At 64.7% G+C, this 24,449-nt stretch carries 24 protein-coding genes; 14 read left to right on the forward strand and 10 right to left on the reverse strand.

The genetic code is table 11. The features are described 5' to 3' along the window. Positions 1–269 precede the first annotated feature (269 nt). Together IVA79_RS11665 and IVA79_RS11670 are read right to left on the reverse strand one after the other, a co-directional pair. Complete coding sequence (locus tag IVA79_RS11665; RefSeq protein ID WP_247553020.1) at positions 270–770, reverse strand: hypothetical protein; 501 nt, start codon at positions 768–770, stop codon at positions 270–272. A 1-nt stretch (position 771) separates the two neighbouring features. Then, positions 772–1,551, reverse strand: coding sequence for a transporter substrate-binding domain-containing protein (locus IVA79_RS11670; protein ID WP_247553021.1), 780 nt, complete (start codon positions 1,549–1,551; stop codon positions 772–774). A 113-nt stretch (positions 1,552–1,664) separates the two neighbouring features. Between IVA79_RS11670 and IVA79_RS11675 the strand changes: the two genes are divergently transcribed. Beyond that, on the forward strand, positions 1,665–2,162 hold the full coding sequence (locus IVA79_RS11675; protein WP_247553739.1) for a DUF1993 domain-containing protein: 498 nt from the start codon (positions 1,665–1,667) through the stop codon (positions 2,160–2,162). 61 nt (positions 2,163–2,223) lie between these two features. Here the strand turns inward: IVA79_RS11675 and IVA79_RS11680 are convergent, their stop codons facing one another. The 6 genes from IVA79_RS11680 to IVA79_RS11705 all read right to left on the reverse strand — a co-directional run bounded on the left by IVA79_RS11680 (position 2,224) and on the right by IVA79_RS11705 (position 8,374). After that, on the reverse strand, positions 2,224–2,733 hold the full coding sequence (locus tag IVA79_RS11680; protein ID WP_247553023.1) for a hypothetical protein: 510 nt from the start codon (positions 2,731–2,733) through the stop codon (positions 2,224–2,226). A 173-nt stretch (positions 2,734–2,906) separates the two neighbouring features. Further along, positions 2,907–3,896, reverse strand: coding sequence for a hydroxyacid dehydrogenase (locus IVA79_RS11685; protein ID WP_247553026.1), 990 nt, complete (start codon positions 3,894–3,896; stop codon positions 2,907–2,909). Positions 3,897–3,930: 34 nt separating this feature from the next. After that, entirely contained in the window at positions 3,931–5,031 is a 1,101-nt protein-coding gene (gene ugpC, locus IVA79_RS11690) for a sn-glycerol-3-phosphate ABC transporter ATP-binding protein UgpC (protein WP_247553028.1), read from the reverse strand. A gap of 6 nt (positions 5,032–5,037) precedes the next feature. Then, positions 5,038–5,949 (reverse strand): carbohydrate ABC transporter permease, encoded by a 912-nt coding sequence (locus tag IVA79_RS11695; protein ID WP_247553031.1) that lies wholly within the window; start codon positions 5,947–5,949, stop codon positions 5,038–5,040. Beyond that, positions 5,949–6,887, reverse strand: a complete 939-nt coding sequence (locus tag IVA79_RS11700; RefSeq protein ID WP_247553033.1) for a sugar ABC transporter permease — start codon at positions 6,885–6,887, stop codon at positions 5,949–5,951. The genes IVA79_RS11695 and IVA79_RS11700 overlap by 1 nt, the downstream gene beginning before the upstream one ends. Positions 6,888–7,033: 146 nt before the next feature. Further along, positions 7,034–8,374, reverse strand: coding sequence for an extracellular solute-binding protein (locus IVA79_RS11705; protein WP_247553035.1), 1,341 nt, complete (start codon positions 8,372–8,374; stop codon positions 7,034–7,036). A 483-nt stretch (positions 8,375–8,857) separates the two neighbouring features. On the opposite strand from IVA79_RS11705, the gene IVA79_RS11710 reads away from it, so the two are divergent. Together IVA79_RS11710 and IVA79_RS11715 are read left to right on the forward strand one after the other, a co-directional pair. Next, positions 8,858–9,637 (forward strand): Spy/CpxP family protein refolding chaperone, encoded by a 780-nt coding sequence (locus tag IVA79_RS11710; RefSeq protein ID WP_247553038.1) that lies wholly within the window; start codon positions 8,858–8,860, stop codon positions 9,635–9,637. A gap of 111 nt (positions 9,638–9,748) precedes the next feature. Continuing rightward, the gene (locus tag IVA79_RS11715) at positions 9,749–10,126 is read left to right on the forward strand and encodes a response regulator (RefSeq protein ID WP_247553040.1); all 378 of its coding nucleotides are present in this window, start codon (positions 9,749–9,751) and stop codon (positions 10,124–10,126) included. A gap of 85 nt (positions 10,127–10,211) precedes the next feature. Here IVA79_RS11715 and IVA79_RS11720 read toward each other — a convergent pair whose 3' ends face one another. Continuing rightward, on the reverse strand, positions 10,212–10,415 hold the full coding sequence (locus IVA79_RS11720) for a hypothetical protein (RefSeq protein WP_247553042.1): 204 nt from the start codon (positions 10,413–10,415) through the stop codon (positions 10,212–10,214). 142 nt (positions 10,416–10,557) lie between these two features. After that, positions 10,558–11,550, reverse strand: a complete 993-nt coding sequence (gene glk / locus IVA79_RS11725) for a glucokinase (RefSeq protein WP_247553740.1) — start codon at positions 11,548–11,550, stop codon at positions 10,558–10,560. 269 nt (positions 11,551–11,819) lie between these two features. On the opposite strand from glk, the gene pncA reads away from it, so the two are divergent. From pncA to IVA79_RS11780, 11 genes are all read left to right on the forward strand, one after another. After that, on the forward strand, positions 11,820–12,446 hold the full coding sequence (pncA, locus tag IVA79_RS11730; RefSeq protein WP_247553044.1) for a bifunctional nicotinamidase/pyrazinamidase: 627 nt from the start codon (positions 11,820–11,822) through the stop codon (positions 12,444–12,446). Positions 12,447–12,462: 16 nt separating this feature from the next. Next, positions 12,463–13,578: an alpha/beta fold hydrolase gene (locus tag IVA79_RS11735; RefSeq protein WP_247553046.1), complete on the forward strand. Its 1,116-nt coding sequence runs from the start codon at positions 12,463–12,465 to the stop codon at positions 13,576–13,578. Positions 13,579–13,718: 140 nt separating this feature from the next. Further along, complete coding sequence (locus IVA79_RS11740) at positions 13,719–15,752, forward strand: NAD(+) synthase (RefSeq protein WP_247553048.1); 2,034 nt, start codon at positions 13,719–13,721, stop codon at positions 15,750–15,752. 32 nt (positions 15,753–15,784) lie between these two features. Beyond that, positions 15,785–16,168, forward strand: a complete 384-nt coding sequence (locus IVA79_RS11745) for a GrlR family regulatory protein (protein ID WP_247553050.1) — start codon at positions 15,785–15,787, stop codon at positions 16,166–16,168. A 92-nt stretch (positions 16,169–16,260) separates the two neighbouring features. Continuing rightward, positions 16,261–17,517 (forward strand): DUF1236 domain-containing protein, encoded by a 1,257-nt coding sequence (locus IVA79_RS11750; RefSeq protein WP_247553052.1) that lies wholly within the window; start codon positions 16,261–16,263, stop codon positions 17,515–17,517. A gap of 449 nt (positions 17,518–17,966) precedes the next feature. After that, on the forward strand, positions 17,967–18,782 hold the full coding sequence (locus tag IVA79_RS11755) for a sugar phosphate isomerase/epimerase family protein (RefSeq protein WP_247553054.1): 816 nt from the start codon (positions 17,967–17,969) through the stop codon (positions 18,780–18,782). A 29-nt stretch (positions 18,783–18,811) separates the two neighbouring features. After that, entirely contained in the window at positions 18,812–20,449 is a 1,638-nt protein-coding gene (locus IVA79_RS11760) for an ABC transporter substrate-binding protein (RefSeq protein WP_247553057.1), read from the forward strand. Between the two features lie 3 nt (positions 20,450–20,452). Continuing rightward, positions 20,453–21,436, forward strand: a complete 984-nt coding sequence (locus IVA79_RS11765; RefSeq protein ID WP_247553741.1) for an ABC transporter ATP-binding protein — start codon at positions 20,453–20,455, stop codon at positions 21,434–21,436. Then, positions 21,433–22,419: an oligopeptide/dipeptide ABC transporter ATP-binding protein gene (locus IVA79_RS11770; protein ID WP_247553060.1), complete on the forward strand. Its 987-nt coding sequence runs from the start codon at positions 21,433–21,435 to the stop codon at positions 22,417–22,419. Before IVA79_RS11765 ends, IVA79_RS11770 begins: the two co-directional genes overlap by 4 nt. Beyond that, entirely contained in the window at positions 22,419–23,348 is a 930-nt protein-coding gene (locus IVA79_RS11775; protein WP_247553742.1) for an ABC transporter permease, read from the forward strand. Before IVA79_RS11770 ends, IVA79_RS11775 begins: the two co-directional genes overlap by 1 nt. After that, on the forward strand, positions 23,345–24,205 hold the full coding sequence (locus IVA79_RS11780) for an ABC transporter permease (protein ID WP_247553062.1): 861 nt from the start codon (positions 23,345–23,347) through the stop codon (positions 24,203–24,205). Before IVA79_RS11775 ends, IVA79_RS11780 begins: the two co-directional genes overlap by 4 nt. Positions 24,206–24,449: the final 244 nt, after the last annotated feature.

The raw sequence follows: 24,449 nt of genomic DNA on the forward strand, positions 1-24,449 counted from the left end.
CGCCCGCCATATTCGAAAGTGTACTGTGCTTGAGCAGCTGTACTCGCCAAAAGGAATGCGGCCGCGGCCAACAGCTTCCTCATTTCCATCTCCTGAGCAGATAGTCCCCGGACCGACGCTTACGCCCCGGCTCGATCGCAAAAAGTGATCTAGATCACTGTTCTCGGTATGAGTCGTGCTCGCGCCGACCTTGGTTCAATAACGCCGAACTCGGCCTGGAGTTGGGCGGGGCGCCCTCCGCGCCTGATCAGCGAAAATCAGCGGCCCGTCTACTTCCGCGGACAACCCGCGTTGGCCGCCTGTTGGGCGCGGCCAAGCGCTGCGTCGTTCGCTCTATGGGCATGAACATCGACCGAACCAACGAGGCAGGCTTTTGCGCCGCTGATCGCGAACACGGAGAGCTCCTGGAGCTCCTTCTCATCCTCGCCGACCTTTCGCCAGGTGCGGATCACCGCGGCCCTCGGTACGCCGGCACGCATGATCCATTGCACCTTTTCGCCAAACGATTTGCGGGCGCCGCGCCATTGCGCAGTCGGCCCGGACAACTTCTCGATTGCGCTCCGAGGCGCAATCGTGACCGATACGATGTTGCCTTCGTCGGCAAAGCTCACCACGTAGCCGGCCGGACCCGGGCAGGTCCACAGACCAAGCTCGTCCGTCGACTCGTCCTTGCAGGCCGGTCCGGTCGCGGGTGTGAACTTCGACTGTGCGAGCGCACCGTGGACCCCGCTGATCCCGAGCACAATTGCGACCGCAAATTCCCTTCGCATGTCAGTCGAACCAGGCGGCGTAGATCTTCTTGTAGCTGCCGTCTTCCATGGAAATGTGCAGCCATTGGTCCACGAAGGCCTTCAGCGCCATGTCGCGCTGGAGCCAATAGGCCTTCTCGGAGAAGTCGAACGGTTTCTCGGGATGCACCGCGCAGAGCACGCCGGCGTGCTGCTTCTGCTGATAGCGCGTCTCGGAGGCGTCCGTCATCATCAGATCGGCATTGCCCTTGGCGATCTCCTCGAAGATCACCGTGTTGTCGGGGAAGACGGTGATGTCGGCATCCCTGATGTTGGCGCGCGCGAAGCGCTCATTGGTGCCGCCGGGATTGACGATGATTCGGGTGCCCTTCTTGTCGATATCGGCGATGCTCTGGTACTTGCCGACGTCGGCGCAGCGGGCGATCGGCGTCTTGCCCTCGCGCATGATCGGCATCGAGAAGAAACCCTTCTTCTGCCGGTCGAGCGTGACCGAGACGCCGCCCATCGCCATGTCGAACTGGTCGGCCTCGAAATCCTTCATCAGCTTCGGCCAAGCCGTCGGGACGAATTCGACCTTGACCCCCAGCGCCTTGCCGAGCGCTTGCGCCATGTCGACATCAAAGCCGCTGAACTGCTGCGTCGCCTTGTCCAGATAGGTGAAGGGCTTGTAGTCGCCGGTCATGCCGACGCGTAACGTGCCGCGCTTGACGATCTCGTCGAGCCGCGAGGGCGCCTGCTGCGCGTGAGCCGAGACATTCACCAGCAACGCCACGGCCAAAGCCGTCAAGATTCGAACGATCATCTCTTTTCCACCCATGCTCGAGCTGTCATTGTGCAGCTCTTGAGGTGTGGATTTAGACCAGATGCCCGTCGCAGGCGAGGCAGAATTGAAGGAATTCAGAGGTGACGATCTCGATATACGAGGCCTCGGCTGGCCTCTTCGTGCCTTACTTGCGCAACCTGTCCGCTTTGCTCGACAAGGGCGTTGCCTATGCCGAGGCCCGCAAGTTCAACCCGACGGTCCTGCTCGGCATGCGAATGGCGCCGAACATGTACGATCTGGCGCAGCAGGTCGGCGAGGCCTGCCGTCATGCCACCGTTGCGCCGGCCTTGCTGGCGCAGCGCGAGCCCGTGGCGCTACCGGCCCTGGAGCACGACATGGCCGGGCTTCAGGCGCGCATCGCGACGTCCATCGAGTTCATCGAAAGCCTTCCACGCGCCGAGATCGACGCGGCGGCGGAAAGGAATGTCTTCTTCAGGCTGAAGAATGGGACCGAGCTGCCCTTCACCGGGCGGACGCTGCTGCTGACGTTCAGCGTTCCGCAGTTCTTCTTTCACGTCACGACGGCCTACGACCTGTTGCGGCACGCCGGCGTCGAACTCGTGAAGAAGGATTATCTCGGGAGGAAGTAGTTGGAGGGCGCGGTCTTTCACCTCTCCCTTCGGGAGAGGTGAAAGACCTCCGGCCGGAGCCTTAGGCTTCGCCCTTGCGCTCGTAGTCGGCGAGCGAGCTGCGGCCGGCGATCTCGCTGCGCAGCTCTTCGAAGCGCCGATGCGCCTCGTGCTCCTGTGCGTCGACGAAATGCACCGCGGCCTCGCTCGTCATGGGGCCGCTGACCACGGGCGCGGATTGCTCGCCGATGGTCTCATGGACGTAGAACTGGTCGTCGTCGCCGCGATGGACCGTCCATTTGAGACGAATCGCCACCATCGGCCCGGGCCCGACCTTGCTGTAGCCGTCGGCATCGCTGTGCTCCGGCACCAGCGGTTGCTCCTCGACGACCGGATGCTCTTCGACTAACGGATGCTCTTCTACCGCCGGATACTCGTCCACGACCCGATGCTCGTCGGAACCCGCGTGCTCGCGCTCTCCGGCAACCATGATCTCGGTCTCGGTCTTGCGAATGACGAGAACGGGCTCGGGGTTCTCCAGGATGCTGGCGATGGTCGCCAGCGTGTGGTCGGTTGGATCGATCTCTGACAAGGGTTCATCCTCCAGCTCGGCACGACCGGCTCGTAATGTCCCGCTGCCGCCGCGCTTCCGCCTCCATTACGCGCGTTTGATTAAGGCTGAGTTGGGGCCCGATCTGCACCAAAATGGGACGTATTCTGGCCTTCCGAAGGCGGGCGCTTCTGTCGCCCGCCCGGAGCTTCGGCTCAGCCCAGCACATCCTGGTTGATGACGTTCTGGCGGATGGGATCGCCGTCCAGGACACTGAGAATGTTGCGGGCGGTCTGCTCGCTCATGCGCTGGACCGCCTCGACCGTGACGCCGGCAACGTGCGGGGCAATGATGACGTTGGGCAATGCGAACAGCGCATTGCCGATCGGCGGCGGCTCCACTTCGAAGACGTCGATGCCGGCGCCGGCGAGCTTGCCGGAGACCAGGGCGTCGTAGAGCGCGGCTTCCTTGACGATGCCGCCGCGCGCCGTGTTGATGAGATAGGATCTCGGCTTCATCCGGTCGATCCGTGCCGCATCGAACAGCCCGATCGTCTCCGGCGTCTTCGGGCAGTGGATGGTGACGAAATCGGCGTGAGCCAATGCGGCATCGAGATCGGTGACGGGCTCGCAACCGGCAGCCTTGATCTCAGAGGCAGGCTTGTAGGGATCGTAGACCTGCACGTTCATTTCCATCGCGAGGCACCGCTTGGCGGTACGGCTGCCGATGCGGCCGAAGCCGATGACCAGCAGTGTCTTGCCGTAGAGATCGAACGGCAGCATGCCGAGCCGGTCGGCCCATTTGCCGTCCTTGACACAGGCGTGCAGCTCCTGCGCTCGCTTGGCGAGCGTCAGCATCATGAACAGGGCCGCTTCCGCGACCGAAGGCGAGTTCGCGCTGCCCGCAACCATCAGCGGCACCTTGCGGCAGGAGAGGGCGGGCACGTCGACGGCATCGTAGCCGACACCGATGCGGGTCACTACCTGCATGCCGCGGGACGCCTCGAGCTCGGTCTCGCCGAAAGCGGTGGCGCCGAGCGCCACGCCATGGACCGGCGCGTGGCTCTTCAGCAAGGCCTCGAAATCCCCGGCGGAGATCAGGTTCGGAAATTCGACGAGCTCGATATCGTCGCGCTGGGTGAGGAGGGCGCGCGCCCCTTGCGACAAAGTTTGCGTAACGAAAATCTTCTTCTTGTTGGTCGCCATCGTCCCCTGCCTGCGCGAGTTTCTTGGACCGGCGTCACAACACGACGCCGGTCGCCTCGTTTAGCAGGTGCATATTGTTGAGGTCCATCGCCAAACGCATGGGTGCCCCGTCCTTGGCGCCGGCATTGGGATTGACGCGGCCGCAAACCGGCGTGCCGTCGAGCCCGAAATAGACCAGCGTCTCCATTCCCATCGGCTCGGTGACGTCGAGCACGGTGTCGAAGCTCTCGACGCCCGGCTCGAGATGCGCATGCGACTCGGTGAGATGCTCGGGCCGGAGGCCGAGCAGCAGCTTGTCGGTGCGCGGCAGCGCATTGTAGCGCGCGGCACGGGCCGGCGGCAGCGCAAAGGCAATGCGGTCGGTGAGGCGGATCTGGAGCGTGCCGCCGACATCCTCGAGACGGCAGGGGATGAAGTTCATCGCGGGCGAGCCGATGAAGCCGGCGACGAAGCGCGTGGCCGGCTTGTGGTAGAGCTCGTTCGGCGTGCCGATCTGCTCGATGCGGCCCTTGTTCATCACCACGACGCGGTCGGCCAGCGTCATCGCCTCGACCTGGTCGTGGGTGACGTAGACGGTGGTGGTGCGCACCTTCTGGTGCACCTTCTTGATCTCGATCCGCATCTGCACGCGGAGTTTCGCGTCGAGATTGGACAGCGGCTCGTCGAACAGGAAGACCTTTGGATTGCGCACGATGGCCCGGCCCATGGCGACGCGCTGGCGCTGGCCGCCGGAGAGCTGCTTCGGCTTGCGGTCGATCAGATCCGTGATGTCGAGGAGGCGCGCAGCTTCCGTCACCCGCGCCTTGATCTCGGCCTTGGGATAGTGCTTCAGGCGCAGCCCGAATGACATGTTCTCCGCGACCGTCATGTGCGGGTAGAGCGCGTAATTCTGGAACACCATCGCGATGTCGCGGTCCTTCGGCGGCACGTCGTTGACGACGTCGCCGCCGATCATGATGTCGCCGTCGCTGATGTCCTCGAGGCCTGCGATCATGCGCAGCGTCGTCGACTTGCCGCAGCCCGAAGGTCCCACCAGCACGATGAACTCATGGTCTGCGATGTCGAGGTCGATGCCGCGCACGGCTTCGACATCGTCGTAACGCTTAACTACCTTCCGCAAAGCAACGTCAGCCATGAGCTATCAACCCTTTGTCGCGCCAGCGGTCAGGCCGGCAATGTAGTAGTCCATCAGGAAGGCGTAGATGATGAGCGGCGGCGCAGCGCCGAGCAGCGCGCCGGTCATGATCTGTCCCCAGTTGAACACGTCACCCTTGATCAGCGTGGTGGTGATGCCGACCGGCAAGACGAGCTGGTCGATCGACGTCGTGAACACCAGCGGATAGAGGAACTGCGCCCAGGACACCGTGAAGGCGAAGATCGTCGCCGCGATCAGCCCGGGCAGCGCGACGGGGATGAAGATCCGTGTCAAGGTCTGCAGCCAGGAGGCGCCGTCGATGAGAGCGGCCTCGTCCAGCTCCTTCGGGATCGAGGCGAAATAGCCGATCATGATCCAGGTGCAGAACGGCACGGTCAGCATCGGATAGACGAACAGCAGCACGTACCATCTATTGAGCAGCGTGATGCCAGTGATGTCCTGGACGGCCGCGAGCATCTTGAACAGCGGAATGAACAGCAGGCTGTCCGGAATCAGGTAGGTGAGAAACACGCCGGTGGCGAGCGTCGTCGAGCCCCAGAACTTCATCCGTGCCAGCGCAAAGGCCGACGGGATGCTGATCAGCATGGTGATGATCACGACCACGATCGAGACCATCGACGAATTCCAGAAAAACCGCAGGAACTGGTTCGAGGTCAAAAGCTCGACATAGTTCGACAGCGTGGGGTGGAACACCCACCAGGGATTGGTCGCTGCCGAGATCTCCGCGCTGCTCTTGAGCGACGTGATCAGCATGTAGAGCGGCGGCGTAAGCGAGAAGATCGCGAACAGCACGAGGAAGAAGTAGGACCAGCGCAGCGCCCAGGCGCGGTCGCGGCTCATGCTGCCATATTTGACCTTGCGCGTCGGTCCTGCCTTGTCGATTGCGAGCGTGCTCATCAGGCTTCGTTCCCGCGTTTGGAGACATCGCGTAGGATGAAGATCGCCGCTACGGCGAGGATCGGGACCATGAACAGCGAGACGCTAGCGCCGAGCGGAATGTCGCTGCCCTCGATGCCGACCTTGAAGGCCCAGGTCGCAAAGATGTGAGTTCGATCCAGCGGACCGCCCGACGTCAGGATCCGGACGATATCGAAATTGGCGAAGGTGACGATGAGCGAGAACAGGGTGGTGATGGCGATGATATTGCGCATCATCGGAAGGGTAATGAACCAGATCTTCTGCCACCAATTGGCACCGTCGATCGCGGCCGCCTCGTAGAGCTGGTCCGGCACCGATTTCAGCGCCGCCAGGTACATGATCATGAAGAACGGCGCGCCGTACCAGACGTTGACGAGAATGACGGAAAAACGCGCCCACAAGGTATCGCCGAGCCAGTTGATGGGGCCGATGCCGAAGAAGGAGAGCGTGTAGTTGAAGGCGCTGTAGGACGGATCGAACAGCCACAGCCAGGCCAGCGTGCTCATCGCCGGCGGGATGACCCAGGGCACCAGCAGCATGCCGCGCCATTTGCGCTGGCCCTTGGCCGGAATGTTGTGCACGAAATGCGCGACGATGAAGCCCAGCAGCGCCTTGAAGAACACGGCGGTGATCGCGAAGATGCAGGATTGCTTCACCACCATCCAGAACGTGTCGCGATTGAACAGGAATGTGAAGTTGCCGAAGCCGACGAACTTCTGCATCGACTTGTTCAGGGAGGCGAGGTGGATGGAATAGACAGCGGGGTAGAGCACGAGCAGCGTGATCAGCAGGATCAGCGGCAGCGTCAGGAAGAACGCCACCGTCGATTTGCGTCCCATGGCATTGCGGAGGCCGGTACGCTTGCGGGCGCCCGTTGGACGGACCACGCGACCTTGCTCAACGACGACGTCAGCCATGACATAGCTTCCTTGAAGACAGCTTCCTTGAAGAATGTTGAACGGGAGGCCGGCCCTGTCGGTCGGTTTCCCTGCGGCAGATCGGGAACCAGGAGTTGCCCCGGCGGCTCACGCGCGAGGCGTGAACCGCCATGGCACACCCCCGGCTAACTCCGCATGAAGCCTTCGCACTCGCCCTCTGCCCAGGCGAGCGTGGTCTCCATCTTCTCGCCTTGCGAGAAACGCAGCGCCATCTTTGTCAGCGTCGCCTGGAAGTAGATCTGCTGTGCGACCTTGGGCGGCGCCGGTGACGCCGCAATCGACAGCGTCTGATGGTTGTACGGGTTCGGATAGTGATAGAGCGTGCCTTTCGGCGGCCCTTCCTCCTGCCACGTCTTCAGCGTCGTCATGTTCGCGTAGGCGGGCAGATCGTAACCGCCGCTTGCCGCGACGAACTTTTCGATCGACGACGGCTGTGACAGATGGGTGAGGAGACTCTTGGCGGCTTCCTTGTTCTTGCTGAAGCTCCAGAGACCCCAGAAGTAGGGAAGATAGGGCGCGAAGCGGCCCTTCGGCCCGGCGGGGAAGCCGTGGGTCCAGCATTGCTCGGCGACCTGAGGCGCGTCGCGCCTGGCGACGGCCCAGGCGCTCGGCGGGTTCAGGATCATCGCGCCGCGGCCGGAGATCAGCCATTTGTTGTTCGAGGCGTCATCCCAGGACGGCGCGTCCGGCGGCAGGAAGGTAATCAGCTTCTTGTAGTATTCGAGGGCCTGGCGAACCGCGTCGGTCTTCACCGTGACGTCGCCCTTGGCGTTGACGAGCTCCGCTCCGAACGACTGGAAGATCGCGCCCGCAGTGTCGACGCTGTCGGTGGTTTCGCCGAGGCCGATACCGAAGGGGAAGCCGCCCTTCTGGCAGGCCTCGGCCGCCTTCAGGAACGTGTCCAGGGTCCAGTTGTCGGCTTTCGGCGGCGCCCCTACCGGATACATTTCCTGGACGTCGATGCCGGCGTGCTTCTTCATCAGATCGATACGGGAGCAGGGGCCCTTGATCTGGCTGCCCGGAGTCGCGGGTATGGCGAGCCATTTGCCGCCGGCCTGGCCGAGATATTTGACGGTCCCGTTGACGTCGCCGTTCTGCTTGACGAGCGGCTCCATGACGTCGTTGAGCGGCTCGAGGTTTTCCGCATAGGCGTGTGGCCACCAGGTCGGCATCTGCAGGATGTCGTGGCCGGATTTGGCCTGGGCTTCCGCTGCGACCGTGAGCTGGATCTTGTTGTTGTTGCTGGTGATGTAGTCGATGGAGACTTCGACCTTCTCCTTGGCGGCCCACTCGTTGACGAGATCGGTCGAGGCCTTGTTGGCGTTTGGCACCCAATGGTCCCAGAAGCCGATTGAGAGCTTGCCGGCGGCGTAAGCGCCCCGGACATAGGGCGCCGTGATCAGCGCCGCGGAGGACATTGCAGTGGCAGCCACAAATTGACGTCGCGTCAGTGTCTTGCGTGACATCTCGTTTCCTCGCCTGGGTGTTTGTTGTTGGAGTTTCCTCTAAGACGTCTTTTCCGGGTTCTTGTTGTTGGATTTTCTTATTGGTGCTGTCGGCTGACGTGAACAATTCACGCAAGCCGCAGCGAATTGGTAGCGCGATCAGATCATGATTGATCGCGTCTGTCGAGAAAGCCGAACGGCTCCTCGTCTAGAACTAATGGTGTGCCCGGCACCATCTGGATTGCGCGTTAGGACCATGCGTCGCGCGTCAACGCAGCTGTTCATTTTGCGACGCACACTTCGTGCAAGTGAGCCCACGGGCGATCCGTGCGCAATTACGCCGCAGTTCCGAATGAGCCTTCATAACCGCTTCGCGCGAAAGAGTTTTCGGGCGTGGACAGCAATTGGCCGCGTCTGGACCTTGGCCGGGCGGAAACGATAGAGTTGCAGCCGGCGGGTGGCGCCCGCCCCAACAGGCCAGTCAGATCGACGATGGAGACGAGAATGATCAACCCGGCGCCGTCAGCGCGGCTTCACATGCGGCGATGGTTCGCGCTGGGAGCGGTGTTCGCGCTGCTGCTCGGCGACGGTGCGGTGGCGAATGCTCAAGGTCTGGTCAAAGGCGTGCAGGATGGTGCGGCGGCCGGGAACAAGGCGGCAGGTCCGGTCGGAGGCGTGCTCGGCGGCGCAATCGGCGGCGTGGTCGGCGTCTTCACCGGCGTGCTTGGTGTCGGCAACAACAATGGCAATCAAGCCCCGGCCGCCAAAGATAGCGGCAAGGATGCCAAGCAGCAGGGCGCGGCGAAAGACAAGGATGCCAAGAACGCCAAGGCGGGCAAGGGCGCCAAGGCGAGCAAGGAGGCGAAGAACGCACCGCAGGGCAAGGATAAGGATGTTACGGTCCTTACCCAGACCGGCGCGCCGCAGCAGACCGCGGAACAGATCGTCGCCAACAGCGACGCCTATATCGAGCGGATCAAGACCGAGCTGAACCTCACGCCCGATCAGGAGAAGCACTGGTACGGCTTCTCGAGCGCCATGCACTACCTGGGGCATAATGGCGCGGAGCGGCTCAACTTGCGGGTTGCGCGCGCCAAGCGGGATCCGCCCGACGACATCATCGAGCAGATGCGCAACGAGTCGCAATTCCTGATCGATCGGGCCGCCGACCAGCGCAACGTCGCCGACGCCGCCGAGCCGCTCTTCTCGAGCCTCGATGACAAGCAGAAGCAGGTCTTCATTCAGGAGATGGTGCGCCTCAGCCACGAGCGCGGATTGGATTGATCAAGTTGAATCGGATCGGGCGCGTCCGAATTAACGGCGCCCGCCACGAATTCGTGAGTCTTCTCCGCAATTGATGTATGATTAGCTTCGCAAGCTGACTGCGGGGTTGATATGGCGGACGGACTCTCCGTTTTCCTGGTCGAAGACGAGGCGTTGATCCGGATGATGATCGCCGACATGGTGGAGGAACTTGGCCACCACGTCGTCGCTGAAGCGGACAATGTCCGGGACGCCAGCGCGTTCGCCATGACCGCGCAATACGATATGGCCATTCTCGACATCAATCTGATGGGCGTCTACGTCGATCCCGTCGCCGATCTGATCGAGCGCCGCGGAAAGCCGTTTCTGTTCGCCACCGGTTACGGTCCGGAGCTGCTGCCGTCCTTGCTCCGGCGCAGGCCGATTCTGCGCAAGCCAATCGCAATGGATCAGCTCAAGGCGATGATCGATTCGATGTTTCCGGAGGCCACAGAGAAAGTGCCGCACTGAGTGACGGCCAAGGCGCACGCGGGCGACGGCGAGAACCGCGCTGGCGACGGAGGTGTCGCGTTCGCGTCGTGACGAAATCGAAGCTTCAGCTCCGGCCGTTCCTCAGCACCGTGGCGATGGTGTGGGCCGTCATGGCCGCGCGATCCGAAGCGCGCTGGGCGGCCAGCCGGTCTCGCGCCTTTTCCTCGATCAAGAGGTCGATCAGGGCCAGCCGCTTGTCTTCGTTGTCCGCCTCGCTCAGCAGACGGTGATAGCGGTGATAATCGAAACCCAGATCCTGCTTACGCATGCTACGCCCCCCGCAACTACGCCACACACGGCCTGATTGTTTCCCATTGGGAACACGCAGGCAAGCGCGTTCATGCGTGGAACCGGGCGTGCGCTGCAAACAGCTGTGAGTATTGGAACCCGCGAGCACGAGAGCTTCGTGCTCAATCCACGTTGTGGTCGGCAAACATCTTCAGGCCGACGAAGCTCGCATCGGGCTTGATCACGAGCCTGGTCGGAATGTTGCGCAAATAGTCCTGGAACCGTCCCTTGGCTTCGAAGCGCGCCCGGAACGCGGAGGCCATCAGGAACTCAGGAAAGCGCGGCACGATTCCGCCGGCGATATAGACGCCGCCGCGGGCGCCGAACGTCACCGCGAGATTGCCGGCGACGGAACCAAGGATGGCGCAAAACATCTCCAAGGTCGCGCGGCTGACGGGACAACTGCCCTCAAGGGCGGCTTTGGTGATGCCGGCAGCATTGCGATGCGGCACCTGAGCGCCGTCAACCTCCGCCAGGGCTTCGTAGAGATTTTGCAGCCCGGAACCTGAGAGTGCGCCACGCTCGATGGAGACGTGGCCGAGGCGTCGGCGCAAGCACGTGATCACACGTTCCTCGCGCTCGTTCTCCGCCGGCAGGGTCGCGTGTCCCGCTTCCGTGACGACGGCCAGACGCGCGCCATGGCGCTCGACCAGGCAGGACACGCCAAAGCCGGTTCCGGGTCCGACCACCAGCAGCGGCTCTCCGGGTAGGCCATCTTGTCCGCCAAGAGGGATCAGGTCGGAAGGCTGCAATGCGGGCAGGGACCAGGCGACGACCTCGAAATCGTTGAGCACATGGACGCTGTCGAAGCCGAGAGCCGGTTGCAGCTCGTTGCCGTCGATGACCCAGGGACTGTTGGTCATGACGCAGCGGTTGTTGGTGACGGGACCCGCTACGGCCAGCACGGCTCTGCGAGGCTGCTCGCCGCCGGACCGGTGCGCCAAGACGTCCGAGATGGCTTCCCGGACGGTCGGGAAATCGGCGACCTTCACGTAGTCGATCGGTCCGACCTGAGCGAAATCGCCGCGGCCCAATTCGCTTTGGCTCAGCGCGAAGCGCGCATTGGTGCCGCCGATATCGGCGAGAAGCATCTGTCCTGTCTTGCCGATATTCATGGCCTTGTGGCTGCCACCGCCTTTCGGCCGCGCCAACCCTGTCCTCCAAGCCCTTGACCCGATCCGCCCGTCGCGGGCAGTGCGAGATTCTGCCCTTAGGTGCGCCTAGTCAACACGGACGAGGCCAAACCGTTGCATCCTGGCAGTCAACCGGTGACCAATTCGCGCAGGCCTCGCACGATGCCGCCGGTTGCGTAGCAGCGCGGAAAGACCGACACTAAGGGAGCGGGTCTGGCTCCGGCGTGCCGGCATATCGAACGAGACTGGCGATGAAAATTTCCGACCGCGACGTGCTGCTGGCGATCGACGTGCAGAACGATTTCTGCACCGGCGGCGCGCTTGCCGTCCCCGGCGGCGAGAAGGTCGTCCCCGCGATCAACCGAATCGCCCAAAAATTCGCCAATTTGGTACTGACCCAGGACTGGCATCCGCACGACCACGTCTCGTTCGCGCCGAACCATGCGGGCAAGCAGCCGTTCCAGACCATCGAGGTCGATTACGGCACCCAGGTGCTCTGGCCGCCGCATTGCGTGCAGGGCACCCCGGGCGCCGATTTCCATCGCGATCTCGACGTCGTCAAAGCGAGCCTCGTGATGCGCAAGGGTTTTCGCCGCGGCATCGATTCCTATTCGGCGCTGTTCGAGAACGACAAGAAGACGCCGACCGGGCTGCTCGGTTATTTGCGCGAACGTGAGCTGAAGACCGTCTTTGTCGCCGGTCTCGCGCTGGACTTCTGCGTCCGCTTCTCGGCGGAGGATGCGCGCAAGGCGGGGCTGGAAGTGGCGGTCATCGAGGACGCCTGCCGCGGCATCGATCTCGATGGCTCGGTGGCGGCGGCTCATCAGAGTTTTCGGGACCTCGGCATCTCCGTCGTCAGCCTCGAGGCGTTTCTGTAAGGACCTTGAGGAAGCCATGGTGGAAAAGATCGGCAAACAGCTGAGCGGCCCGGGTCATGCCTCTGACGAGCCGCTGCTATGGCCGTTTGCCGCGGCCCGCCTCGCCATGGACGCTTGCTTCTGGTGGGTCGAGCGCGGCCGGGCCGAGCAGGATGAGAGCGGCCTGCCGTGGACGACGCCCAACAACGTTGCGCTGGAGCTTGCAACGATGCGCCTGCGCGATTTTTCGCGGAGGCAGTCCGGCCAGCCGGTGCTGGTCTGCGCGCCCTATGCGCTGCATCGGGCCCTGATCGCCGATTTCGCGCCCGGCCACAGCGTGGTTGGTTCCCTGCAAGACGGCGGCGTTGACCGGATCTATCTCACCGATTGGCAGTCAGCTACGCCGGATATGCGCTATCTCTCGATCGACAGCTATCTCGGCGATCTCAACGTCGCCATCGACGAGATCGGCGCGCCGGTCGATCTGGTCGGCCTGTGCCAGGGCGGCTGGCTGTCGCTGCTCTATGCGGCGCGTTTTCCGGCCAAGGTGCGGCGGCTGGTGCTGGTCGGTGCGCCCGTGGACCTGTCGATCGATTCCTCGTTGTGCCGGCTCACCCGCAACGCACCCGAAATGGTCTACGACCAGCTCGTCGCCCGCGGCGGCGGCAATGTCAGCGGCGAGGAGATGCTCCGTCTGTGGTCCAAGCCGCCAAACCGCGACGATATCGTAGCGGCACTGCAGCGAGACCTGTCGGACGAAGAGGGGGCGGCGCTGCTCGCCCGCTTCGACCGCTGGAACGCGGAGACGCTCAATCTGCCGGGCAAATATTATCTGGAGGTCGTCAACCGGATCTTCCGGCAGAACCGGATCGCCGGCGGCAGTTTCACCGCTCTCGGCCGCGCGGTCGATCTGAAGGGCGTCAGGGCTCCGGTCTTCCTGCTCGCCGGGCTCGACGACGACGTCGTGCCGGCTGCGCAGGCGCTCGCAACCGCGGGTCTGCTCGGCACGCCGCCGGTCTTCATTGCGGCGGCTTCCGAGCCGAGCAACCATCTTGGCCTGTTCATGGGCGCGCGCACCCACGCCCATGCCTGGCCGCGGATCGCCAAATGGCTGCGCGACGACCTGTCGGGCGTGCTGGCCCGCAGCGCCTGAACTCGCCTGGCGCCGAGCCGGCCATCCTGCAAATCCGTTATGCATGACGGCGGATGGCCTGCACGGGCCCCGGCCGATGGGCTACATATGGTCCGGAGCTGACGGGTTCGGCAGCGAAAAGATCAAGGGTACTGCGCTCGATGACTTTCCACTCGATCTACGCCCACGGATTTGCGCGCGTGGCGGCCTGTGTCACCACGTCCCATGTCGCCGATCCCTCGGCTAACGCGAAGGCGGTGCTGGCGGCAGCCAATGCCTGCCACGAGCAGTCGGTGGCGGTCGCCGTGTTTCCCGAGCTGTGCCTGTCCGGTTATGCGATCGAAGATCTGGTCAAGCAGGATCCGCTGCTCGATGCGGTCGAGCGTGGCCTCGCGGCCATCGTCGAGGCCTCCGCAGGATTGATGACGGTTCTGATCGTCGGCGCGCCGCTGCGCTATGGTCATCGCATCTACAACTGCGCCGTCGTCATCCATCGCGGCAACGTTCTCGGCGTGGTGCCCAAGAGCTACCTGCCGAGTTATCGCGAATTCTACGAAGGGCGGCATTTCGCCTCCGGCGCCGGCATCGCCGGAGAGACGATCTCCTTTGGCGGGCTGCATGCGCCGTTCGGCGTCGACCTCCTGTTCTCGGCCGAGGACGTCCCGGGCCTCACCATCGGCGTCGAAATCTGCGAGGACATGTGGATCCCGGTGACGCCCGCCTCGGAGCTTGCGCTCGCCGGCGCCAGCGTGCTGATCAATCTCTCGGGCAGCCCGATCACGATCGGCCGGGCCCGCTCGCGCGCGCTGCTGTGCCAATCAACGTCGGCGCGCTGCCTTGCGGCCTACGTTTACTCCGCCGGCGGGGCAGGGGAATCGACCACCGATCTATCCTGGGACGGCCAGACCTCGATCTACGAGAACGGCGTGCTGCTGGCCGAGGGCGAGCGGTTCCGCCAGGGCGGCCAGATCACCACTGCCGACATCGATCTCGACCTGCTCAGGCAGGAGCGCGCGCTGATGGGCACGTTCGACGACAACCGCCGTCAGCGCGAGGCGTTTTTCCGCACGGTGACGTTCGCCCTGAAGCCGCCGGCCGCGGACATCGGCTTCCTGCGCAAGGTCGAGCGCTTCCCGTTCGTGCCGAGCGACGAAAGCCTGCTCGAGCAGGATTGCTACGAGGCCTACAACATCCAGGTCGCCGGTCTCGTGCAGCGCATGCGCGCCACCGGCACCAAGCGCGTCGTGATTGGCGTCTCGGGCGGGCTCGATTCCACCCACGCATTGATCGTGGCCGCCAAGGCAGTCGATCTGCTCGGTCTGCCCCGCGAGAACATCCTGGCCTACACCATGCCGGGCTTTGCCACCGGCAGCGAGAGCAAGTCCCATGCGCTGGCGCTGATGCAGGCGTTGCACACGAGCTGGCAGGAGCTCGACATCCGCACCACGGCGACGCAGATGCTGAAGGACATCGGCCACCCCTTCGGCCAGGGCCAGAAGGTCTACGACGTCACCTTCGAGAACGTGCAGGCGGGCCTGCGCACGGACTATTTGTTCCGGCTCGCCAACCATCACGGTGGCATCGTGATCGGCACCGGCGATCTCTCCGAGCTCGCGCTCGGCTGGTGCACCTACGGCGTCGGCGATCAGATGGCGCATTATAACGTCAATGCCGGCGTGCCGAAGACGCTGATCCAGCATCTGATCCGCTGGGTGATCTCCTCGAAACAGTTCAGCGACGACGTCAACCGGACGCTCGGCGCGATCCTGGTGGCCGAGATATCGCCCGAGCTCGTGCCGGTGCAGGCCGGCGAGAAGCCGCAGAGCACGGAGGCGTCCGTCGGGCCCTACGAGCTGCAGGATTTCAACCTGTTCTACACGTTGCGCTTCGGCATGCGGCCTTCCAAGATCGCGTTCATGGCGCAGCATGCCTGGAAGGACGCCGCCAAGGGCGAATGGCCGCCGGCATTCCCGAGCGACCGGCGCAAGGCCTACGAGCTTCCCGAGATCCGGCGCTGGCTCGAAGTGTTCCTGCGCCGCTTCTTCGCCTTCAGCCAGTTCAAGCGCTCGGCGATGCCGAACGGCCCGAAGGTCTCGGCCGGCGGTTCGCTGTCACCGCGTGGCGACTGGCGCGCCCCGTCGGACGCGAGCGCGGCGGCGTGGCTCGAGGATCTCGAACGGAACGTGCCGAGCTGATCGGTGCGGATCGGATATGGGGAGACGATCGGATGTCGACCGGGGATGGGGCAGAAGCGGGTGGAGAGACCAGGGTCGTCAACGGCCTCTACATCTTCGACATCGAGATGCGTGACGGCAAGCGCGGGCAAGCCAGAGGCGTGGTCGTGCTCAGCGATGGTCGCATCATGGGCGGCGACAGCTTCTTTTACTACACCGGCAGCTACACCTTCCGGAACGGCAAGTGGCGGGGCGACATGATCGTCAACCAGCACACCGAAGCCGTCGGCAGGACGCTCGCATTCGGCGGCCGGGAGGTCACTTGCGGTTTCTCGGGTGACTATTCCGCTGGTGGCGCCGAGGTCGAAGGCATGGCGCTGGTCGGCAAGACCACCGTGACATTCACGGCCCGCCTCACGCTCAAGGACGCGTTCTGAGCCTCGCGTGACCGGCCCTCGTTCCTGCTCAGGAACCTTCGCAGCCACAGAACGTTCGCGTCTGTTGTTGCGAATTGTCGAGGAGAGGGACCATGCGTCAACACTTGATGTTATCGACTGCCGCTATCGGACTGATGCTCGCGTCCGGCTTCGCCTACGCCCAGGCGCCCGGTGAGCGCAAAGACGAGCCGAGGCGGACCGAGGAACCGGCAAAAGGCGCTGCGCCGCAGCGCGGCGGCGCCCAGGAACGTGTGCAGGAGCGCGCGCAGGGCACCCAGGAGCGACTGCAGGGCGCGGGCCGCGAAGAGAAGGGCGGCGCGGCCAAGCAGGAGGCGAATGAGGAGAAGCGCCAGCCGGCCAATGCTGCCGAGCGTAACCAGCCAAAGGCGAGGGATCAGGCACAAGAATCCCGCGAGCCTGCGCGCGACCGGAACCGTGAAGCCGAGAGCGCGAAACCAGGACGCGACAGCGGCAAGAGCAGCGCTGAGTCCAAGCAGGACAAGTCTGCGCCGCAGAAATCAACAGCCGAGTCCGAGAAGTCCAAGACCGGCCCGGCTGGCAAGCAGAACGAGCGGACTGGGGCTACGGTCAACCAGAACGAGCGCAACCAGGCCCAGCCGCCGCGCAATGCCGCAGAGCAACAGCCGCCGGCGCAGCCGAACAACCGCCCGGCCACCGCGACGGACACGAGCCGGACGGCGCCAACCAACAACGCGCAGACCGCGCCTGGCACCCCGGGCACGCAGACCAATCAAGCCAATCAGACGACGCAGACCAACACCCAGGTCAATCAGCAAACCCAGGTGACCTCCGAGAAGCAGGTGCGCATCTCCGAAACGGTAAGCCGCGCACGTCTGGCCCAGCCGGAGCGCAATCTGAATATCTCGATCCGGGTCGGCGAGACAATTCCCTCGCGCGTGCGTCTCCACAGGCTTCCGCCTGAGATCGTCTCGATCGAGCCTGCATATCGGGACTACGAATATTTCGCGACGGAGGACGAGGTTATCATCGTGGAGCCGCGCTCGCATCGCATCGTCAGCCAGGTGCCTCGCGATCCGTCGCGGGCCCGTGCACAAATGGGCGGCAGCACTTCGTCGAGCATGGCGGCGGCTGGCGGCAGCAATGTTAACTGTCAGATCATGCGGCGTGACGCCTCGGGCAATGTGGCCCAGGCAGAACCCACAACCGTGGGCTCGACCGCGCGCACCGATTCCCTGAGCGTGACTGTCCAACTGCCGGGCGGCGGCTCGTCCGCGCCGATCACCCTCGGCGCTCCCGCGGGCAATATCGTGGTCGCAACGCAAGGGCAGGGCGACTGCACGGTCACACTCGAGCCGCAAACGCGCTAACCGAAGAACCACACGCTGAAACGACAACGCGCCGCCCGGATGCCCCACCGGACGGCGCGTTGCTGCGTTCAATCAAAAAAGTTTCGAGGTCCGGAGTGCCTAGGAGTCCGGACCTCGTCACCTTGCCCCAGCCTTCAAATCCCCCGCCCCGTGTGGTCCCCCAACCCCATGGTGCGCGATCAGAGGGTGATGCCCGTGGAAGTGGCCGCCGATCGATGTCCCGCGATGTACGCGAACTATGGTTAGGATTCCATTCCGGGTCACTACGGACACCGATACTGCTTGCCATGTGTTCGTTCGGCATCGGCGCTGCGATCGCTGTTGCCTAAAACCTGGAGCGCGCGGCAGATGTCCACATCTCCTCGCGCTGCGGAATTGCGATTTCACCGGCCTGTCATTGAACTGGTCTAGCCCTGCTGCGGTCATCGCTGACAGCCAAGGAGCAAGCCATGTCGAAGCCGGTGCTGGGCGCCGCATTGTCCATCAAATCGATCCCCGCGCATCGCGACTGGCTTCTCGATCGGCAGCGCGATCTCGAAATCCAGGATTTCTTCCGCGCGGATCTGCTCGATAGCGATTGGCGCAGCACGGCCGGCGAGATCAAGCAGATGCTCTCCGGCCATACCGGACGGCTCGGCATCCACGGCCCGTTCTGGGGCTTCAAGATCGACAGCCACGATCCCATGATCCGCCAGGCGGTGACCAAGCGCCTGCTTCAGGGCCTGGAGGCAGCCGAATTCCTCGGCGCGACGCAGATGGTGATCCACTCGCCGTTCACGACCTGGGACCACAACAATCTCGATCTCTATCCTGACAATCGCGGCAATCTGGTCGAACGCGTCAAGGCGACGCTTGCCGAGGTGATCGCGCGCGCAGAGACCATCGGCTGCGAGATCGTGATCGAGAACATCGAGGACAAGGACCCGCGCGATCGCGTGCGCCTCGCCAAGGCGCTCGAAAGCAGCAAGGTCCGCGTCTCGCTCGACACCGGACACGCCAACTACGCCCACATCTCCACCGGCGCGCCGCCGGTCGACTATTACGTCGAGACCGCCGGCGACATGCTGACGCATGTGCACCTGCAGGACACCGACGGCTTTGCCGACCGGCACTGGGCGCCGGGCGAAGGCAACATCCCCTGGGTCGCCGTGTTCCGCGCGCTGGGACGGCTGAATTCCAACCCGCGGCTGATCCTCGAGCTTCGCAACCACGACGACGTCCGCGCCGGCGCAGCCCATCTCGCCGCGCTCGGTCTCGCCGAATAGCCGCATCATCCAGGGCAGGGGTTACCGCCATGAGCAAATTCACCCGTCGCACCATCCTGAAATCCGGCGGCGCCGCCGCAAGCACATTGCTGCTGCCGCGCTTTGCCGTCGCGCAGGACGACAACCGTCCGTCGGTGACGATCGCTGTACAGAAAGTGACGAATGCCAACGTGCTCGACGTGCTGCGCGAGCAGTCCAATGTCGGCGAGCGCGTGTTCTTTTCCTCGATCTGGGAAGGCCTGATCTCGAAGAACTGGCGCGGCAATCTCGAGGCTGTGCCGGGTCTCGCCACCGAATGGCGCCGCATCGACGACCAGACCGTCGAGCTGAAGCTGCGCCAGGGCGTCAAGTTCCACAACGGCGACGAACTCACGGCCGAGGACGTCGTCTTCAGCTTCAGCCGCGAGCGCATGTTCGGCGAGACCGAGGCCAAGAGCCGCTCCACCATCCAGGCCTTCGAGAAGATACCGACGCCGCGCCCCGGCAAGGAGTTGCCGCCGGATGTGCCCGCGGTCGCCCGCCGTATCTGGCCGGATCTCGTGCGGGTCGATGCCGTCGATAAATACACCGTGCGCTTCTACAACGCGACGCCCGACGTCACGATCGAGGGCCGCCTGATGCGCTACGGCTCCGACATCATGAACCGCCGCGCCTGGGACGAATCCGCGAGCTATCTCGACTGGGCGCGCAAGCCGGTCACCACCGGTCCCTACAAGGTCGTCGAGCTCAAGCCCGACGTGTCGCTGACGCTCGAAGCCCATGACGAATATTGGGGCGGCCGTCCGCCGCTCAAGCGCATCCGTTTCCTCGAGGTGCCTGAAGTCGCAAGCCGCATCAACGGGCTCTTGTCGGGCGAGTACCAGTTCGCCTGCGACATCCCGCCGGACCAGATCGCCGGCATCGAGAAGAATTCCGCGTTCGAAGTGCAGGGCGGCACCATCCTCAATCACCGCCTCACCGTGTTCGACAAGAACCACGCCGTGCTCGCCAATCCGCTGGTGCGGCGCGCCTTCACCCACGCGATCGACCGCCAGGCCATCGTCGACAGCCTGTGGGCGGGCCGCACCCGCGTGCCGAAGGGCCTGCAATGGGAGTTCTACGGCGACATGTTCAACGCCGATTGGAGCGTGCCGGCTTACGATCCGAAGCTGGCGCAGGATCTGCTGAAGCAAGCCAATTACAAGGGCGATCCGATTCCCTATCGCCTGCTCAACAACTACTACACCAACCAGGTCGCGACCGCGCAGGTGCTGGTCGAGATGTGGAAGTCGGTCGGTCTCAACGTGCAGATTGAGACCAAGGAGAACTGGTCGCAGATCATGGAGCGGGCGCCTACGCGCGCGGTGCGCGACTGGTCGAACTCGGCAGCCTTCAACGATCCCGTGTCCTCGCTGGTCGCCCAGCACGGGCCGAACGGCCAGCAGCAGCAGATCGGCGAGTGGACCAATGCCGAGCTGAACAAGCTCTCGGAGTTCCTGGAGACCTCGACCGACCGCGCCGCGCGCAAGAAGGCGTTCCGCCGCATGCTGGAGATCGCCGAGCGCGAAGACCCCGCCTACACGGTGCTGCACCAGAACGCGACCTTCACGGCCAAGCCGAAATCGATCAAGTGGAAGGCATCGCCTGCCTTCGCGATGGATTTCCGCGCCGGCAATTTCGAGGCGTAGGTGGTGACGCCGCTGGTCAGCATCCAGGACTTGCGCGTCGCCTTTGGCGGCGTGTCGGTCCTGCGCGGCGTCGACATCACCTTGCAGCAGGGCGAGGCCCTCGGCCTCGTCGGTGAGTCCGGATCGGGCAAGTCGGTGACGTGGCTTGCCGCGCTCGGGCTGCTGCCGCGGCATGCGCAGATCTCTGGCTCGGTGCGGCTCGAGGGGCGCGAGATCCTCGGCGCGCCGGCCGCCGAGCTCGACCATGTCAGGGGCGGGCGCATCGCCATGATCTTTCAGGATCCGGCGAGCGCGCTCAACCCGGTGCTGACCATCCGCAGGCAGCTCTGCGAAGCGCTGGCGCTGCATCGTGATCTCCAAGGCAACGCCGTGAAGGCGGAGGCGCGACGGCTGCTCGACCTCGTCGGCATTCCCGACGCAGGGCGGCGGCTGGAAGCCTATCCGCACGAATTCTCGGGCGGCCAGGTCCAGCGCATCATGATCGCGATGGCACTTGCCGGAAACCCTGATGTCTTGATCGCGGACGAGCCGACCACGGCGCTCGACGCCACCATCCAGGCGCAGATCCTGGAGCTGCTCTCGACGGTCCGTCGCGAGTTCGGCATGGCGATGGTGCTGATCAGCCACGATCTCGGCGTCGTCGCCGAGAACTGCGATCGCGTCGCGGTAATGTATGCCGGCCGCATCGTCGAAGAGGCGCCGGCCAATCAGCTCTTCGCCGATCCCGTCCATCCCTATGCGCAAGGCCTGATCGGCGCGCTGCCGCCGCTCGATGGACCGCGGCGGCGCCTGACTGCCATTCCCGGCACCGTGCCCGATCCCGCGAAGATGCCTGAGGGCTGCGCCTTCGCGCCGCGCTGCGCGCTTGCGGCCGAGCCGTGTGGCCATGCCGCGCCGACCCTGGCGCCGATCGCCAACGACCGCAGCGTTGCCTGCATCCGCGCCGAGGCCTCGCGGCGCGCGCTGCTCGGGATTGCCGCCGAATGAGCGCGCCGCTCGTCGAGGTGTCCGCGATCTCGCGCAGTTATGCGATGCGCTCCGGCATGTTCGGCCGAGCTGCGGCCGTGCATGCCGTCGACGGCGTGTCGCTGACGATTGCCAAGGGTGAAACGCTGGGCCTCGTCGGCGAGTCCGGCTCGGGCAAGTCGACGACGGGGCGCATCGTGCTCGGTCTTGAGCCGCCGGATCGCGGCGAGGTGCGGTTCGACGGCAAGCCGATGGCTGCGCCGGGTACACCGGCGTGGCGCGCGCAGCGGGCTCGCATGCAGATGATCTTTCAGGACCCGCTCGGCGCACTGGACCGGCGCTTGCCGGTCGCAGCGCAAATCCGCGAGCCCCTCGACATCCACGGCATCGGCACGCCGGCCGATCGCGAGGCGCGCGTCCGCGAGCTCCTGCGCGCGGTCGAGCTGACCCCGGCGCACGACGCGCGTTATCCCGGCGCGCTGTCGGGCGGCCAGCGTCAGCGCATCGTGCTGGCACGCGCGCTCGCCACAAAGCCCGATTTCCTGGTCTGCGACGAGCCGGTTAGTGCGCTCGACGTCTCGATCCAGGCGCAGGTCGTGAACCTGCTTTGCGATCTTCAGGCGCAATTGTCGCTGACGCTGCTGTTCATCAGCCACGATCTGCGCGTGGTCAGGCAGATCAGCAACGTCGTCGCCGTGATGTATCTCGGCCGCATCGTCGAAATCGGCAGCGCCGACGATCTGTTCGCGCGACCCGAGCATCCCTACACCCAGGCGCTGGTCTCGGCCTCGCCCGCGCCGGGCCGCCGCAGCGCAGGCCGCATCGTGCTCGCAGGCGATCCGCCGAACCCGGCCGCGCGCCCGCAAGGTTGCGCCTTCCATCCACGCTGCCCGCGCGCGATTGCGCGCTGCAAGAGCGAGGTGCCGGCGCTTGCGGCCGTCGGCGGCGACCGACAGGTCGCCTGCCATCTCGTCACGGGCGCCGAGACGCGGGACGCCGCATGATGGGCCGCTACTTCGCCATCCGCATTGGACGCGCTGCGCTCACGATCGTGCTCGTCGTCACCTTTGCCTTCGTCGTGCTGCGGCTGTCGGGCGATCCGGCGCTGATGATCCTGGGGCCGGAGGCGCCGTCCGAGGTGCTCGCGGCGTTCCGCAAGGCCTGGGGTCTCGATGATCCCATCTGGTTTCAGTATCTCGACTATTTTGGTGCAATCGCCAAAGGCGAGCTCGGCCGCTCCATGCGCGATGGCCGGCCTGCGATCGAGCTGGTGCTGGAGCGGATCCCGGCGACGCTGGCGCTGACGCTGCCGGCCTTCGCGTTCAAGGTCGCGCTCGGCGTTCCCGCCGGAATCTACGCCGCGCTGCATCGGGGCTCGGCAATCGACCGCGCCGTGATGATGACGGCGGTTGCCGGCTTCACCGTGCCGAGCTTCGTGCTCGCGCTGATCCTGGTTCTCGTCTTCGCCGTGCAGCTCGGCTGGTTGCCGTCGGGCGGTCAGGACAGCTGGCGTCACGCGATCCTTCCCATCGCGACGCTGAGCCTCGGCGGTGCGGCCGTGCTGGCGCGCTTCACGCGCAGCGCCATGCTGGAGGTGCTGGGCCAGCCCTATATCCGCACGGCCTCGGCCAAGGGCGTGCCGTGGCGCAAGGTGGTGACGTCGCATGCGCTGCCGAACGCGGCGATCCCGTCCGTGACCATTCTGGGCTTCATGGTGGGCACGCTGATCGCGGGCGCGGTCGTGGTCGAGAGCGTGTTCGCCTGGCCCGGAGTAGGGCGGCTTCTTGTGGTTGCGGTTGCCAATCGCGATCTCGCGGTCGTGCAATGCATCCTGCTGTTGGTCGCCATGACCATGGTCACGTCCAATTTGATCGTCGACTTCCTCTACGGCTTCCTCGATCCGCGGTTGCGCACGAAGGGAGCGCACGCATGACCGACGCGACGCTGAAGGACACCACTATCCGCCGCCGCATCAGCCTGCCGGCGATCCCGCTCTCGGTCGCGCTGGCGATCACCTGGATCGTCGCGATGCTGGTGATCTCGGCATTCGCCGAGAAGATCGCGCCCTACGGCTTCACCCAGCTCGATTTGCGTAACCGGCTGGCCGCGCCCGGAAACGCCGCGCACTGGCTCGGCACCGACGAGCTCGGCCGCGACGTGCTGTCGCGGCTTCTCGTCTCGATCCGCATCTCGCTATTGATCGCCTTCGGCGCAACCGCGATCTCCGCCATCGTCGGCACCACGCTCGGCTTCCTCGCCGCGCATTTCCGAGGGAGCATCGAGCAGCTCGTGCTGATGCTGACCGATTTCCAGGCCAGCATGCCCTTCCTGATCATGGCCCTCGCTGTGCTCGCCTTCTTCGGCAATTCGCTGCCGCTTCTGATCGGCCTGATGGGCCTGTTCGGCTGGGAGCGCTATGCCCGCATCGCGCGCGGCCTTGCCATCTCGGCCAATGCGCAAGGCTACGCCGCCGCCGTCCGCCAGTTGGGGGCGACGCCGCCGCGGATTTACCTGCGGCACATCCTGCCCAACATCGCCTCGACCCTGATCGTCTCGACCACGCTGGTCTTTCCCGAGGTGATCCTGATGGAGTCGGGCCTGTCCTTCCTCGGCCTCGGCGTGCAGCCGCCGATGACCAGCCTCGGCAACATGGTCGGCTATGGCCGGGAATACCTGACCCGGGCGCCCTGGATCATGCTGGCCCCGGCGACGACGATCGTGGTGACCACCCTGGCGGTGTCCGTGATCGGCGACTGGCTGCGCGACCGGCTCGATCCGACCTTGCAATAGCCCGAAGTTGAGCTCCCGTAGCCCGGATGGAGCGAAGCGAAATCCGGGACCGGTCTCGCCTTGGCCCGCACTTGCCCCGGATTGCGCTGCGCTCCATCCGGGCTGCGAAGAGGCCGCGCCGGGAGCAGGGGAGGCCTGCGATAAGCCGATCCGGCTACCTCTAGGCCAAGTTCCCGTTGCACGGGCTGCCCCCGTGCGCTATCCGGCCACAAAGGCCTGAGGCGGCTCCATATTTTCCCGCTCA

The organism is Bradyrhizobium sp. 138 (assembly GCF_023074075.1).
Classification (GTDB): Bacteria; Pseudomonadota; Alphaproteobacteria; order Rhizobiales; family Xanthobacteraceae; genus Bradyrhizobium.